17 protein-coding genes, 1 tRNA gene and 1 riboswitch are annotated in these 13,649 nt (G+C 31.0%); of the genes, 7 read left to right on the forward strand and 11 right to left on the reverse strand.

Annotation, left to right across the window (positions count from 1 at the left end):
* Positions 1-93: 93 nt before the first annotated feature.
* Entirely contained in the window at positions 94-318 is a 225-nt protein-coding gene (locus tag HMPREF2647_RS00875; RefSeq protein ID WP_002449634.1) for a hypothetical protein, read from the reverse strand.
* A 247-nt stretch (positions 319-565) separates the two neighbouring features.
* Here HMPREF2647_RS00875 and HMPREF2647_RS00880 point away from each other — a divergent pair, with 247 nt between their 5' ends.
* Complete coding sequence (locus tag HMPREF2647_RS00880; RefSeq protein ID WP_070859321.1) at positions 566-1,012, forward strand: sigma-70 RNA polymerase sigma factor region 4 domain-containing protein; 447 nt, start codon at positions 566-568, stop codon at positions 1,010-1,012.
* On the forward strand, positions 999-1,445 hold the full coding sequence (locus tag HMPREF2647_RS00885; protein WP_017176364.1) for a competence protein ComK: 447 nt from the start codon (positions 999-1,001) through the stop codon (positions 1,443-1,445). The genes HMPREF2647_RS00880 and HMPREF2647_RS00885 overlap by 14 nt, the downstream gene beginning before the upstream one ends.
* On the opposite strand, the gene HMPREF2647_RS00890 is transcribed toward HMPREF2647_RS00885, so the two are convergent.
* Entirely contained in the window at positions 1,420-1,884 is a 465-nt protein-coding gene (locus HMPREF2647_RS00890; protein WP_019835280.1) for a membrane protein, read from the reverse strand. The genes HMPREF2647_RS00885 and HMPREF2647_RS00890 overlap by 26 nt on opposite strands.
* A gap of 197 nt (positions 1,885-2,081) precedes the next feature.
* Entirely contained in the window at positions 2,082-2,795 is a 714-nt protein-coding gene (locus tag HMPREF2647_RS00895; protein WP_017176366.1) for a transaldolase, read from the reverse strand.
* Positions 2,796-3,041: 246 nt separating this feature from the next.
* Here HMPREF2647_RS00895 and HMPREF2647_RS00900 point away from each other — a divergent pair, with 246 nt between their 5' ends.
* Genes HMPREF2647_RS00900 through HMPREF2647_RS00910 form a run of 3 tightly spaced genes read left to right on the forward strand, consistent with a single transcriptional unit; the run spans position 3,042 to position 4,105 of the window.
* A complete protein-coding gene (locus HMPREF2647_RS00900) occupies positions 3,042-3,350 on the forward strand; it encodes a hypothetical protein (RefSeq protein ID WP_070859324.1) in 309 nt (102 codons plus the stop codon).
* A 39-nt stretch (positions 3,351-3,389) separates the two neighbouring features.
* Complete coding sequence (gene crcB, locus HMPREF2647_RS00905; protein ID WP_049415177.1) at positions 3,390-3,755, forward strand: fluoride efflux transporter CrcB; 366 nt, start codon at positions 3,390-3,392, stop codon at positions 3,753-3,755.
* Positions 3,752-4,105 (forward strand): fluoride efflux transporter FluC, encoded by a 354-nt coding sequence (locus tag HMPREF2647_RS00910; protein WP_017176369.1) that lies wholly within the window; start codon positions 3,752-3,754, stop codon positions 4,103-4,105. Before crcB ends, HMPREF2647_RS00910 begins: the two co-directional genes overlap by 4 nt.
* Positions 4,106-4,162: 57 nt before the next feature.
* Here HMPREF2647_RS00910 and HMPREF2647_RS00915 read toward each other — a convergent pair whose 3' ends face one another.
* From HMPREF2647_RS00915 to metK, 3 genes are all read right to left on the reverse strand, one after another.
* Positions 4,163-4,999 carry an aldo/keto reductase gene (locus tag HMPREF2647_RS00915; protein ID WP_017176370.1) on the reverse strand — a complete coding sequence of 279 codons (837 nt, stop codon included), beginning with the start codon at positions 4,997-4,999 and terminating at the stop codon, positions 4,163-4,165.
* Positions 5,000-5,113: 114 nt separating this feature from the next.
* Positions 5,114-6,025, reverse strand: a complete 912-nt coding sequence (locus tag HMPREF2647_RS00920) for an NERD domain-containing protein (protein ID WP_017176371.1) — start codon at positions 6,023-6,025, stop codon at positions 5,114-5,116.
* 98 nt (positions 6,026-6,123) lie between these two features.
* A complete protein-coding gene (gene metK / locus HMPREF2647_RS00925; RefSeq protein ID WP_017176372.1) occupies positions 6,124-7,320 on the reverse strand; it encodes a methionine adenosyltransferase in 1,197 nt (398 codons plus the stop codon).
* Between the two features lie 114 nt (positions 7,321-7,434).
* Positions 7,435-7,547: riboswitch (SAM riboswitch) on the reverse strand.
* A gap of 157 nt (positions 7,548-7,704) precedes the next feature.
* Here metK and pckA point away from each other — a divergent pair.
* Positions 7,705-9,297 carry a phosphoenolpyruvate carboxykinase (ATP) gene (gene pckA / locus HMPREF2647_RS00930; protein WP_048761772.1) on the forward strand — a complete coding sequence of 531 codons (1,593 nt, stop codon included), beginning with the start codon at positions 7,705-7,707 and terminating at the stop codon, positions 9,295-9,297.
* 41 nt (positions 9,298-9,338) lie between these two features.
* Here the strand turns inward: pckA and HMPREF2647_RS00935 are convergent, their stop codons facing one another.
* A complete protein-coding gene (locus HMPREF2647_RS00935) occupies positions 9,339-10,118 on the reverse strand; it encodes an alpha/beta hydrolase family protein (protein WP_017176374.1) in 780 nt (259 codons plus the stop codon).
* The gene (ytkD, locus tag HMPREF2647_RS00940) at positions 10,099-10,572 is read right to left on the reverse strand and encodes an RNA deprotection pyrophosphohydrolase (protein WP_017176375.1); all 474 of its coding nucleotides are present in this window, start codon (positions 10,570-10,572) and stop codon (positions 10,099-10,101) included. Before ytkD ends, HMPREF2647_RS00935 begins: the two co-directional genes overlap by 20 nt.
* Before the next feature lie 67 nt (positions 10,573-10,639).
* Between ytkD and yidD the strand changes: the two genes are divergently transcribed.
* Positions 10,640-10,885, forward strand: a complete 246-nt coding sequence (yidD, locus tag HMPREF2647_RS00945; protein WP_017176376.1) for a membrane protein insertion efficiency factor YidD — start codon at positions 10,640-10,642, stop codon at positions 10,883-10,885.
* On the opposite strand, the gene menC is transcribed toward yidD, so the two are convergent.
* The 3 genes from menC to HMPREF2647_RS00960 form a co-directional block, all read right to left on the reverse strand.
* Positions 10,876-11,883 (reverse strand): o-succinylbenzoate synthase, encoded by a 1,008-nt coding sequence (gene menC, locus HMPREF2647_RS00950; RefSeq protein WP_017176377.1) that lies wholly within the window; start codon positions 11,881-11,883, stop codon positions 10,876-10,878. The genes yidD and menC overlap by 10 nt on opposite strands.
* Complete coding sequence (gene menE, locus HMPREF2647_RS00955; RefSeq protein WP_017176378.1) at positions 11,884-13,278, reverse strand: o-succinylbenzoate--CoA ligase; 1,395 nt, start codon at positions 13,276-13,278, stop codon at positions 11,884-11,886.
* Between the two features lie 199 nt (positions 13,279-13,477).
* Positions 13,478-13,568: transfer RNA gene (locus HMPREF2647_RS00960), tRNA-Ser, on the reverse strand.
* Positions 13,569-13,649: the final 81 nt, after the last annotated feature.

Below are 13,649 nucleotides of genomic sequence, written 5' to 3' on the forward strand. Positions count from 1 at the left end.
ATAAAAAGTAATGAAATACTCTACATTTCATTACTCAATGATTTTTATCTATTAAATAAATATAGTTATTTGTAGTAAGGTTAACATATTTAATTATTCGTTATTTCTTTTATAATCCATCATAATAAAACTGACAGCTTGCGATCTATTCTTATAATAATATTGATTTAAATCAATTGTCCCTTCAATATCACCATCACGATACATCATTTCATTTGTAAAATTATTTATCATTACAAATTCAGAACGATCTCTAATGACGTCTAAATCATCATGTCTTGCAAAAAAGTGCTCAAGATTTAAATGTGCGTAATCCAACTTCATACCTCCTATATTTTATTGTACAAATGTCGAATATTAATCTTACAAACTTGTTAAAGCCATATATCATCCAATCCAACGATTCTATGTTTACTATTTAACACCTATTTATTAAATTAAGCAAATGAAAATTCACGATACCTCATGTAGAATTTATACATCCGGAAATATTGTTTATGTACATAACTAAGGAGAAAGAATAACTATTTTAGATTTTAGTTCATTACACATAAAATATCATAAAATGATGCATCATTTGTTAAGACAATACCGTATCACTTATAATTATGATGAATTTTATCAATTATTATTAATAAAATTGTGGGAAATCTCCAAAATTTATAACCCATCTTCCTCTGTATCTTTATCCTCTTTTATTTATCAGCGATTAAAGTTTTATCTTATTGATCTTTTTAGAAAGGAGCAATTGAAGATTGACTGCTTAGATATTGCAGCGTTAAATCATTCTTTAACTTATACATTGAAAGATGAATCTTTTTTTAATGATTTCAAATATATTTTAAATTCAAATGAATATCAATGGCTGATATATTATCTTCGTGGATACAAACAATATGAAATCGCTAAAAAGATGAATGTCTCAGACACTACAATTAAAAAATATAAATCTTCTGCCCGTATCAAACTTCAGCAATATTATTTAGAAGGTGATTGGCATGTTACCTCATAATACTTTCGATTTGTTATACATTCAAACTTTAGAAGGTTCCACAATTCAGACTAAATGTTGTTTTAAAACATATGATATGATTCTACCCTTTCATATTAAAAAGATTGTCATATACTATCTAGAACAATTTAATAAATCATATACACAACAACTTAAATTAGCTAAACGCTTATTATCTATCAATAAACTAGTTCCTATTTACATTTCTAAAGACGTCATTTTATTTCCAATCAAACATCAACGCGCACCCATACAAATATATTTTAATGCTCAACGTATTATTGGATTAACGTCTTCTCAAAATAAAACCATTATTACCTTTGATAATTCAGCTCAATGCGTAGTGGATGAGCCTTACATTTTAGTTTATAAAAAATGGCAAGAAAGTATTCTATTAGCCTATTTAATTAATAAGACGACTTCTTTTCATTAAATTTATATTCAAGTAATCTTTTAGTAAACAAAGCAGTCACAAATCTTATGAGATACAAACTGACAATCAAACTAATAATGGCAAAAACTAAGATTAATACAAGATAGATTAGACTTAATTCTGCTTTAGGATTTATAAACTGATTGACTACTGCTAAACTTGCGATAAATCCAGCTAAAAACCATCCTAGCAATAGAATGTATGTGAGAACAAATAATATAATTAATAAGAAAAAATATCCATTTGAAAAATGTTTATTTCGAAAAATATAAACCTGTAAAAATTGATTAGCAAAACGAGTAGGTTTCATAAATTTCTGTTCTGCATTATTAAATGAAGCATTATTTTGTTCAAAAGTATGTTCTAATAATTGCTTTTCTTTTCTATTTAAAAACCACAATTGTTTTCTTACTTTTTCTCTAAAAGCAGTTTCTTCCATAACTTAATTCCTTTCTATTTAATTATATTTATAAATTTTAACTGAACACCGATTTTAAAACAAACTCAATAAAAAAGAAAGATACAACTCAAGATACTTTATTACTCCTTCTCTTTGATATTCATATAACACTAAAACCGAGTCTAAGACATGTTTGTAGTCTTAGACTCGGTTGATCATAATTAGATATAGTGATTTTATAATATTGATAATCCAGAACTTTTAATATCTTTTGCAAATCCTTGAACTGTATCCACTGGCAATTCATTAATATCGCGTCCAAGATTATTGTTAACTTTCTTGACAACATCTGCTGGACAAGTGATAATATCGGCGCCAATTTCATTAGCTTGGATAACATTGAACACTTCACGGCAACTTGCCCATAATAATTTAACACCATTTTTACTATGTGCGACTTTTACAGATTCTTTCATTAAAGGAAGTGGATCTACACCCGTATCAGCAATACGTCCCGCAAAGACAGAGATATATGTAGGTACACCTTCAGTCACTGCTTCTGTAATAGCTTTAACTTGTTCAATTGTATAAACAGCAGTTACATTTAAACGAACATGATCAGCTGATAACTTTTTAATTAATTCGATTGTAGACTCACCTTTTGAGTTCACAATTGGAATTTTAACAAACACATTGTCTCCATATTGCTTTAAAATTTCTGCTTCTTTCTCCATTGTGTCTAAATCATCTGAGAATACTTCAAATGATATAGAAGCATCAGGAATTTCACGTACTGCTTCTTCTGCAAAAGCTTTATAATCTGTTACACCTGCTTTTGCCATTAAGCTAGGATTTGTTGTAAAACCATCTACTTCTTTATTTTTGTATGCAGCTTTCATTTGTTCGATATCTGCACCATCAGCAAATACGTCTACATTTAATTGAGTCATAAAATCTTCCCTTCTCATTTATATTACGAATATAGCTTGCTTTATGAAAAGACACCATATGTATGATTATTTTTTTATGTACAGGATGTTTTACTATTTCGTTATGTTATTTATATCATGCTTTTTTTGTGTATGCGAATGTTTTGCTTTTAATTTTCTGAAAATTAAAACCATATGATAAAGGTACTATTAAAAATGAAATTAAATATGGTAATATTATTTAATGGTATAAATCGGAGGTATATTATGTCTAAATCAAAAAAATATTTTTATATATCAGTTATTCTTTTAATTATTAGCTTTTATTTTAATACATTTAATCCTTTATTAAGCATTCAATTTAAATCAATAAAAAATTTATTAATTGCATGTAGTATTGTAAATGTTGTCATCCTTATGGCTTCAATTATATTTTCTGATAAAGCAATTAAACATTTAAATTATAAAAATAAAGATTGGATTAAGACCGCTTCTAACATATTACCTTATGTCATATTAGTAGTAATTTTGTTCCATATTTTTGCTTCTGTTACAACGTTTGGCATTTTTTCATAATCAAATACGCATAAAATATTATATAAAGGTGAGTATATTATGCAATATATAACCGTGTTTATAGGTGGTATGTTGGGCGCTTTATTAAGATTTTTGTTTTCCTTTATGAATCAGAGTAGCATCTTTCCAATTGGCACATTGATAGCTAACCTGTCAGGTGCTTTTCTTATGGGTTATCTTTCTGTAGTAATGATTAAATTATTTAAAGATCACCCTAAAATTAAAAAAGGTATTACAACTGGTTTTTTAGGCGCTTTAACAACATTTTCAACATTTCAATTTGAGTTAGTCACATTACTTTACAGCCATCATATTATCTTAGCTTTGGTTTATGCATTTATAAGTTATTGCTTTGGTGTTATCTTGTGCTGGATAGGTATGACATTAGGAGGTCTTACATCTTGATACAAGCTCTTTTAATTATGATTGGCGGTGGTTTAGGCGCTGTCGTTAGAGCATGGCTAACTGATGTCACTAAATCCAAATGGTCTACTTCAATACCTATTGCTACTTTAATCGTCAACTGGATTGGAAGTTTTCTCATTGGTTTAACAACTGGCCTCTCTATTCACTTAAACTGGATACATATGTTTTTTATTACTGGATTTTTAGGAGGTTTAACGACATTTTCAACCATGTCTTATGAGCTTGCGCAATGTCTAACACCGTCTTTTAAACTTTTTAAATTTATGATGTATTCTCTATTGCAATTTGTTATAGGATTTATTGCTTGTTGGATTGGTTTTATAATATAACAAAAGAGTGAACTGTGTAGTAAATTAACCTACAAGTTCACTCTTTTTTAATTAAATTTATTGACCTTCAAATGTATCTGGATCAGGTCCTATACGTTGATCTTTATTTAAATCATCAATTCGTTTCATTTGCTCTGCTGATAATTCAAAATCAAATACATCTATATTTTCTTCAATTCTGCTTGATGTAACTGATTTGGGAATAACGACGACGTTATGTTGCATATTCCATTTAATAATAACTTGTGCTGCTGATTTATTAACTTCTTTACCAATTTCATTTAACGTTTCATCGTTTAAAATTTGAGCATTCATAAATGGTGACCAAGATTCCATATAAATATTTTGAGCTTCTAAATATTTTCTAAGTTTTTCTTGAGTAAAGTATGGATGAAATTCTACTTGGTTAATGACTGGTTTAATTGACACTTGTGCTAATAATGCTTCAAAATGATCTGGATTAAAATTACTAACTCCAATGTTTTTAACTTTATTATCTTTATATAAATCTTCCATACCTTTCCATGTATCAATCATTATGGCTTCATTTGTCCCTGGCCAATGTACTAAGTATAAATCTAAATAATCTAACCCAAGTTTTTGGATACTAGTTTCGTAGGCTTGAGCCACATTTTTACGTCCGAAATCTTCGAAAAATAATTTTGATGTTACGAAAATATCTTCTCTATTTAAACCTGTTGATTCTAATCCTTCTTTGATACCTTGGCCTACTTGTTCTTCATTTCCATATACTTTAGCAGTATCTATGCTACGATACCCAGATTCAATAGCATGTTTAACTGCTTCTTTACAAGTATCGTCATTTTCTACTCGAAATGTTCCAAGTCCTAACATTGGCATTTGATTTCCATTATAGAATTCAATATAGTCCATCTTACTTCCTCCTTTAAAAATAACTATTCTGTATATACCCTAAAAGTATATTTATGAACATCGCTTATAATAAAAAAGTACCATCAAAATTTAAAATTTTGATGGTAGCCTCTCTTAGTTAAATGATTCAATTTTATCCATAATATTTTGTAATTCATCGACATTATATTGAATACGTCCATGGAATACAAATTTGTTAAAGAATTCGTCAAGTTGTTCAGGACCAACTAAAACCTTAACACTTGAACTTTGTGCATAGTTTGAAATCGTTACGTCTTTATCATGTTTAGGATTAAAATATAAAATTGATGTTGGCGTATATTTAAGTCCTAATTCTGTTTGTAAATCTGTAGCCAACTTCTCAATTGCAGAAAGTTGATCAGAATAATTAATAAATGATAGTTTCGAATGATTATCTTCATGTTGATCAAGAACTAACGTTTGAGGCGCTTGTGTATTTAAATCAAGTGTATCAAATACTTGCTTCAGCATTGGTAATTCTTGAAATTGTGCGCCACTAATTCCATTATAAACATGACCTTTTAATAATTGTGAATCAATGATATATAAACCAGTTCTAGTAAGCACAAGATGGCTAATACGTTGAATATTATTAAACTCATTACTTGGTAAAAAAATATTAGCCATTATATGCATATCTTCACGTCTAATACGTTTTTCTTTAACTAAACGGTCTCTAATACCAATGAGTCTCATATCAGTCACGTATTCACTTTTATTTTTAGAAAATAATTTCAAAGCATCAATTTCACGTTCTTTTCCATTAACTGTAACTTCAAATTCTTCTTTTTGTTTCGTTACTTGTTTTTTATTTTCAATACGTTCTTTTTCAAGTGCTTCCTCATGTGAAGATTTGAGTTGTTGCTCCTTGAGATTGTACTCTTCATTCGCTTTGTGTTTCATATTATTTTTACTTTTCAAAGCAACTAAAAATAGAATAAAACATATAATCGCTATGATTATCGCTGCAATTAAACCAATCTCAACCGGTCCAAATGAATTCATTAGATAACGCTCCTTTTAAACTGTCAATATCTATCTATTATAATAGAAATAGACGATAATTTCGAGGTTTAACCTAATTAACTGCTATATATCCTATGTTATTTTTGAACGGCATCTTTTAGGACATTCACTTTATCTAATTTTTCCCATGGTAACAATACATCAGTACGACCAAAATGTCCGTATGCAGCTGTTTGTTTGTAAATAGGATGTTTTAAGTCAAGCATTTTAATGATACCTGCTGGTCTTAAATCAAAATGTTTTCTTACCGCTTCAACTAATTGTCCTTCAGAAACTTTACCTGTTTTAAATGTATCAATAGCAATAGATACAGGTTCTGCTACACCAATTGCATAAGCTAATTGCACTTCACATTGCTCAGCTAATCCAGCTGCTACAATATTTTTTGCAACATATCTCGCTGCATATGCCGCAGAGCGATCTACTTTTGTAGGATCTTTACCACTGAAACAGCCACCTCCATGACGAGCATAACCACCATATGTATCTACAATAATTTTTCTTCCAGTTAAACCAGCATCTCCTTGAGGACCCCCAATAACAAATCGACCAGTTGGATTAATAAAGAATTTAGTTTCATCATCAATTAAACCTTCAGGCACAGTCGGATAAATGACATGCTCTTTAATATCTTTTTGGATTTGTTCTAATTCAATGTCTTCAGCATGTTGAGAAGATACCACAATCGTGTCAATACGTTTAGGTTTATCATTTTCATCGTATTCTACTGTTACTTGAACTTTACCATCTGGACGTAAATAACCTAAGGTACCGTCTTTACGCACATCTGATAAGCGTTTCGCTAGTTGATGTGATAAAAAGATTGGAAGCGGCATATATGTTTCGGTTTCATTTGTTGCATAACCAAACATTAATCCTTGGTCTCCGGCACCTGTTGCTTCAATTTCTTCTTCAGATATATCATTGCGATACTCAAGTGCTTTATCTACACCTTGGGCAATATCAGGTGATTGTTCATCAATAGCTGTTAAAACAGCCATTGTTTGGTAATCGTAACCATATTTAGCTCTTGTATAACCAATATTTTTGATTGTTTCTCGTACTACTTTAGGAATATCTACATATGTAGACGTTGAAATTTCACCAGAAATTAAAGCCATACCTGTTGTTACTGTTGTTTCACAAGCGACACGTGCATTAGGATCATCTTTTAAAATTTCATCTAAAATCGCATCAGATACTTGATCGGCGATTTTATCTGGATGCCCTTCTGTCACTGACTCTGATGTAAATAAACGTTTATTATAAGTCATGATTTGCTCCTTTTTTTAACTATATTTACGAAAATTCTCTTTTGACAATGAGCTTAAAATAAAAGAGCCTTCTCAACTATCTAGATAGAGAGAAGGCTCTTAAACGTCCATTCGCTCTTATCGTTCAGACAAATATTGCGTCTGCAAACGGTTTGGCACCTTTCTTTTAAAAAAAGAGGTTGCTGGGTTTCATTGGGTCCATGTCCCTCCACCACTCAGGATAAGAGAATCCGTTAAGACCTATACTACATAAATACTTTAAAATTGTCAATTTTGATTTTTAAATGTTCTTTTATTTACAATGGAATAATTAAATTATTATGTTATACTTTTTAATGTAAGGGCTTACACATATAAATGAATAGATATTTGGAGGGATGTTGTATGTCAATAGATACATACAGTGAAACACCTAAAATCAAACACTTATTAGAGAAGGAAACGACTTTATTTCAACTTTCTACTACTCAGCTTTATTACAAGATTTTAAATAATAATGAAGGTGAACTTACTGAACTTGGCGCAATTAATATGAGTACAGGTAAATATACTGGTCGTTCACCAAAAGATAAATTTATCGTTAACGAACCTTCATATCGAGACAATATTGATTGGGGAGACATTAATCAACCTATAGATGAAGACGTGTTTTTAAAATTATACAACAAAGTATTAGATTATTTAGATCAAAAAGATGAATTATACGTTTTTAACGGTTATGCCGGAAGTGATAAAGACTCACAATTAAAATTAAAAATTATCAATGAGCTTGCATGGCATAATTTATTTGCACAAAACATGTTTATCCGACCTGAATCTATTGAGGAAGCAAGTCATATTAAGCCAAATTTCACTATCGTTTCTGCCCCTCATTTTAAAGCCAATCCAGATGTTGACGGTACTCATTCTGAAACATTTATTATTGTTTCATTTAAACATAAAGTGATTTTAATTGGTGGTACTGAATACGCTGGAGAAATGAAAAAAGGTATCTTTTCAGTGATGAACTACTTATTACCTATGCAAGATATTATGAGTATGCATTGTTCTGCCAATGTTGGAGAAAAAGGTGATGTTGCTCTATTCTTTGGATTATCTGGTACAGGAAAAACAACATTATCAGCGACGCCAACTCGCAAATTAATTGGCGATGATGAACATGGCTGGAATAAAAATGGTATTTTTAACATTGAAGGTGGTTGCTATGCAAAAGCTATCCACTTATCTAAAGAAAAAGAACCTCAAATTTATAATGCCATTCAATATGGTACTATTCTTGAAAATACAATTGTTAATGAACGTGGCCATGTTGATTTTGATGATAATACGAACACAGAAAACACACGTGCTGCTTATCCAATTCATCATATCGATAATATCGTATTACCTTCTAAAGCTGCACACCCTAATACAATTATCTTCTTAACTGCAGATGCATTTGGTGTACTTCCACCTATTTCTAAATTATCTAAATCTCAGGCAATGTATCATTTCTTAAGTGGTTTTACGTCAAAATTAGCTGGCACAGAACGTGGCGTGACAGAACCTGAACCATCATTTTCAACATGCTTTGGCGCTCCATTTTTACCTTTGCATCCTACTAAATATGCGAATTTACTTGGTAAGTTAATTGATGACCATGATGTTGATGTATATCTAGTAAATACAGGATGGACTGGTGGAAAATATGGTGTTGGACGTCGTATCAGCTTACATTATACACGTTATATGGTAGATCAAGCTATTTCTGGCAAGCTAAAACAAGCTACATTTACTAAAGATGAAATATTTGGTTTAAGTATACCAACTGAAATGGAAGATGTGCCTAAGACTATTTTAAATCCAATCCATGCTTGGAATGATCCTGAGGCTTATCGTCATCAAGCTAATGACTTAAAAAAACGTTTTGAAGAAAACTTCAAAACATTTGGAGATGAAGTAAAAGATATTGCTAAAGATGGTGGATTTAGTCATTAATAATATATCTAAACAAAAGACTTACATGATGACTGTTATAGTCATCTTTGTAAGTCTTGTTCTATATTATTCATCCATTGATGTATATAATCTAAAACTTCTTTCAATGCTTTCGGTCTTGGGACATGGCCTTCGTCAAGTTGATAAAATGTATCATGTTTGACCCCTTTACGTTCTAGTTGTTCTTGAAGAAAATACGCTTGATGTATACCCACTTGCCAATCTTTACCACCATGTACAATTAAAATAGGTGGACTGTTTTGATTCAACGTACGTATCGCATTTCTTTGTTCATATGCCTTTTTATCTTTTTTCGGATGACCTACCATACGTCTTAGCATTCCCCTTAAATCCACACGTTCTTCATACATTAAATGAACATCTGAAACGCCACCCCAAATAATATAACTATCAACTGGATCATCCTGAAATGATAATAAACCTTGAATTCCACCTCTTGAAAATCCAATCATATGGACGAAAGCTTGGGGATACTTATTTTTTAATAGTCGAATAAGTACTGTTACATCATGTAAATCAGCATTACAAAATTCATCTTTTCCTTCACTACCATTACTTCCTCTATAATAGGGACCTATAACTAATGTATACGGATCAGAAAATTGCATGAGTCTTGAAGCTCTTACTCTACCAACTTGTCCTTTTCCACCACGTAAATACACTACAATTCGTTTAACATTATGATACGCTGGGATCATCTGTAACGCTTTTACATTTAATTCGTCTACTGTATAAGTTATTTCCTCAAATCGATGAGTGTTGGATTCAACAGGCATTGTTCTAATATTTGTAATACCCAAGATCTTTCACCCTTTCTAAACATTTTAAAATTGCTTCATCTTTAATTAAATAACTTTTTTGGTGCTCAGGAATCTCATTAACTAGATGAAATAATATAGGACCCTCTGTTTCCAAATAATCATGTTTATGTTCAATTGATTTCACTTTAATCACGTACACATCTTTTTTAAAAAGTGACTTATCAAAGGTATGAACTTGATATTGCGCGATATAATATAAGGCTTCTACCTTTCCACCTGTTTCTTCATAAAGTTCTCTAGCAATCGCTTGTTGACTAGTTTCATTAATTTCAACTTTACCTCCAGGAAACTCGATACCTCTTTTAGAGTGTTTAGTGAATAATAATTGATTTTGAAATATCGGAATAGCTAAAACGTGGTTTCCATTCGGTATATCGTTATCAGTTTTATATTGCATCGTGACTCGTCTATCATCTTGATCGATAAACTCCATATCACTCATCCCCCTCTTAAATATGGTAGAATTATTTAATAATCAAATGTCTATAGGAGGTTTATTTATGCTTAAAAAATTATTTCTAAGCATCATTCGTATTTATCAGCATTTCATCTCCCCTATGACACCACCAACATGTCGATTCTATCCTACTTGTTCTGAATATACTAAAGAAGCTATAGAAGTATATGGAGCATTTAAAGGTGGCTATATGGGAGTAAAACGTATTTTAAAATGCCATCCATTTCATGAAGGTGGATTTGATCCCGTACCTTTAAAAAAAGACAAACATACACATCATCATTCATAAACAGATAATGCATTTATATTAACTTTAGGGGGATTGAAATATATCAATCCTTCTTTTAATTTGCCTATGCCTTGTGTAAAGTCTGTTTCAAAATAATATCCATCTGGAGTAATATCTCCTGGATAAGACCCTTCTTTTGCTAATAAAGCAGTAAAATATCGACTAAGTCCATATTCATACATCCCACCAACGATCACTTTAATATCTTTCTCTTTTAATAAGTGAATGAGTTCTAGCGCTCTATCTATTCCTCCCAGTCTAAATGGTTTAACCACAACCGCAGTTATAGGATATTGATGAATAATTTTCAAAATTGATTGTACGTCCGTTGCTTTTTCATCAATAGCAATAGCAGGATAATGCGTAACATCTATATAGCTTAAATCATTTAAATCTTTAAATGGTTCTTCAACGTATAGAAGATTGTGTTGATCAATCTCTTTTAATAATTGAAATTGTGACATATCCAGTGATTCATTTGCATCGAGTGCAAGACTAAATTCAAATGGAAGTTCATTGCGTAGCTTTTTTATATCGTTAATGAGATGAGAACTCCATTTTAATTTAATACGTGCTGGCTTTGTGTCTTTAAGTGTTTGTAATTGTGAAGAAGATAAACCACTTACTGTTGCCCCATATTCAACGTTAAAGCACGGTTGTGAATAAAACATCTGATAAACCGCCATCACAACAGTACATCTAGTAGCTGGATAACTATCTAATACATCAAGATAAGGTAACCAGTCACTAAATGTATTGAATGATTGATTTAAAATCTTTTTTGACCATTGTTGTATTCGTATTTTTACTGTCTCAATTGTTTCAGTATCATACCAATCCGTTTCAAATGCATTACATTCACCAAAATAATTTTTCCCTTCATCAGAAATAAATCGTACTATGAGTGCTTTACGATGTGTCATTTCGACTTTAGGCGTCGTAATCGGAGAATGAAACGGCGCGGTATAGTAATAAAATTGTATATCAATGATTTTCATTTAATGATCCTCAGTTCCAACTTTATTACGTTGTAATTTTCCAGTAGAAGTATAAGGTAATGCATTGACGTGTTGATATATCTTAGGAACTTTATATTTTGCTAAATGTTCTTGTAAAAAATTTATAAGATCATTAACCTCAATTGTTTCACTTGCGACATAGTAAAGCGCTGGAATCTGACCCCAAGTCTCATCTTCTTTAGGTACACATACTGCATCTATAATTCCATTGAATGTTTTAGCTACTGTTTCAATTTCATAAGGATAGATATTTTCTCCACCACTAATAATAAGGTCTTTACGTCGATCATAAACCATTACAAAACCATCACTGTCTATTTCTGCAATATCTCCTGTTTTAAAGAAACCATCTTCAAATGTGTTATCCAAATCTTTAGGATACAAATATCCGTTCATTACACTGTCGCCTTTGATAAGTAATTCACCATGTCCCTCTTCATTAGGTTGTTTAATACATACTTCAACATTATCACTTGGTTTACCTACTGTATCATATCGTTTAGCTAACATATCTGGCGAAGCGGTTAGGAACTGCGAACATGTTTCTGTCATTCCAAAAGAATTATAAATAGGTAATTGATAACTCAATGCCTGTTGTATGAGCGTGGATGATAATTTAGCACCCCCAAGTAATATTTTTTCAATTGAGTATGGTTTATTTAAACCAGCATCCATTAGCCACTTTAACGTTTGTGGCACAAGTGACACATGTGTAGGATATTCGTTTTTAATAATAGTCAACATATCTTCAGTATTATATTTATTTAATAAACGTACAGTAAATCCTTCAATCACAGCACGTAAAATCACGCTAAGTCCTGAAATATGATAAATTGGAAGAACCGATAACCATGTCGTTTGTTGATCAAATCCTAGACTTTCTTTACAACCTAATGCACTTGCATAGTGATTTTTAAATGTTTGAGGTACTGCTTTTTGGGGTCCTGTCGTCCCTGATGTAAACATAATAGATGCAATACGATGAATATCAAATTGTTTATGATTAGGCGTATCAGGATAATCATTGAGTTGATTAAATGAGAGAACTTGATGTGAAGATAAATCGAACTCTTTTGTAGTTAAAATAAGTTGAACATTCACTGAGTTCATTTGATTAGTCATTTCAGTTGTTGTTAATCGTGTATTGATCATTGCAATTTCAATTTGCGCTAACCAACATGCGTGCACTAAAATAACAGAATCAATGTCGTTTCCAATATATAGTCCTACCCTACTTTCATTTAAAGATAATAATTTTTTTGAAAGCTGATACGCTGTAGAATATAATTGATTATATGTTAATGTATACTGACCATCTATAACCGCGATTTTGTTTTTGTTTTTTATACTTTGCTCTTTTAACCAAAATTCCAAAATTCATTCCTCCAATAGTTATACACTCTATATTATAACGATTTTTAAATTACTTAACAGGACTCATGTTTGAATTTATTTTGTGATTGTTTTATTTTTAAAAAGATATTATCCATTTTAAGATAAATATAGTTGAATACTTGATATATCATATCTATAAAAAACTCAGAATGGAAAATAACCATTCTGAGCTACTGTACGGAGAGTAAGGGATTCGAACCCTTGAGACGCGATAAAGCGCCTACACACTTTCCAGGCGTGCTCCTTCAGCCAGACTCGGACAACTCTCCTCTATTCAATTAAATAAAAAAACAGAAGCGATGTTTCACTTCTGTTTATATGACTCCTACGGGACTCGAACCCGTGTTACC

Origin of the sequence: Staphylococcus sp. HMSC035D11 (assembly GCF_001836075.1) — a bacterium.
In the GTDB taxonomy this organism is placed as follows: Bacteria; Bacillota; Bacilli; order Staphylococcales; family Staphylococcaceae; genus Staphylococcus; species Staphylococcus hominis.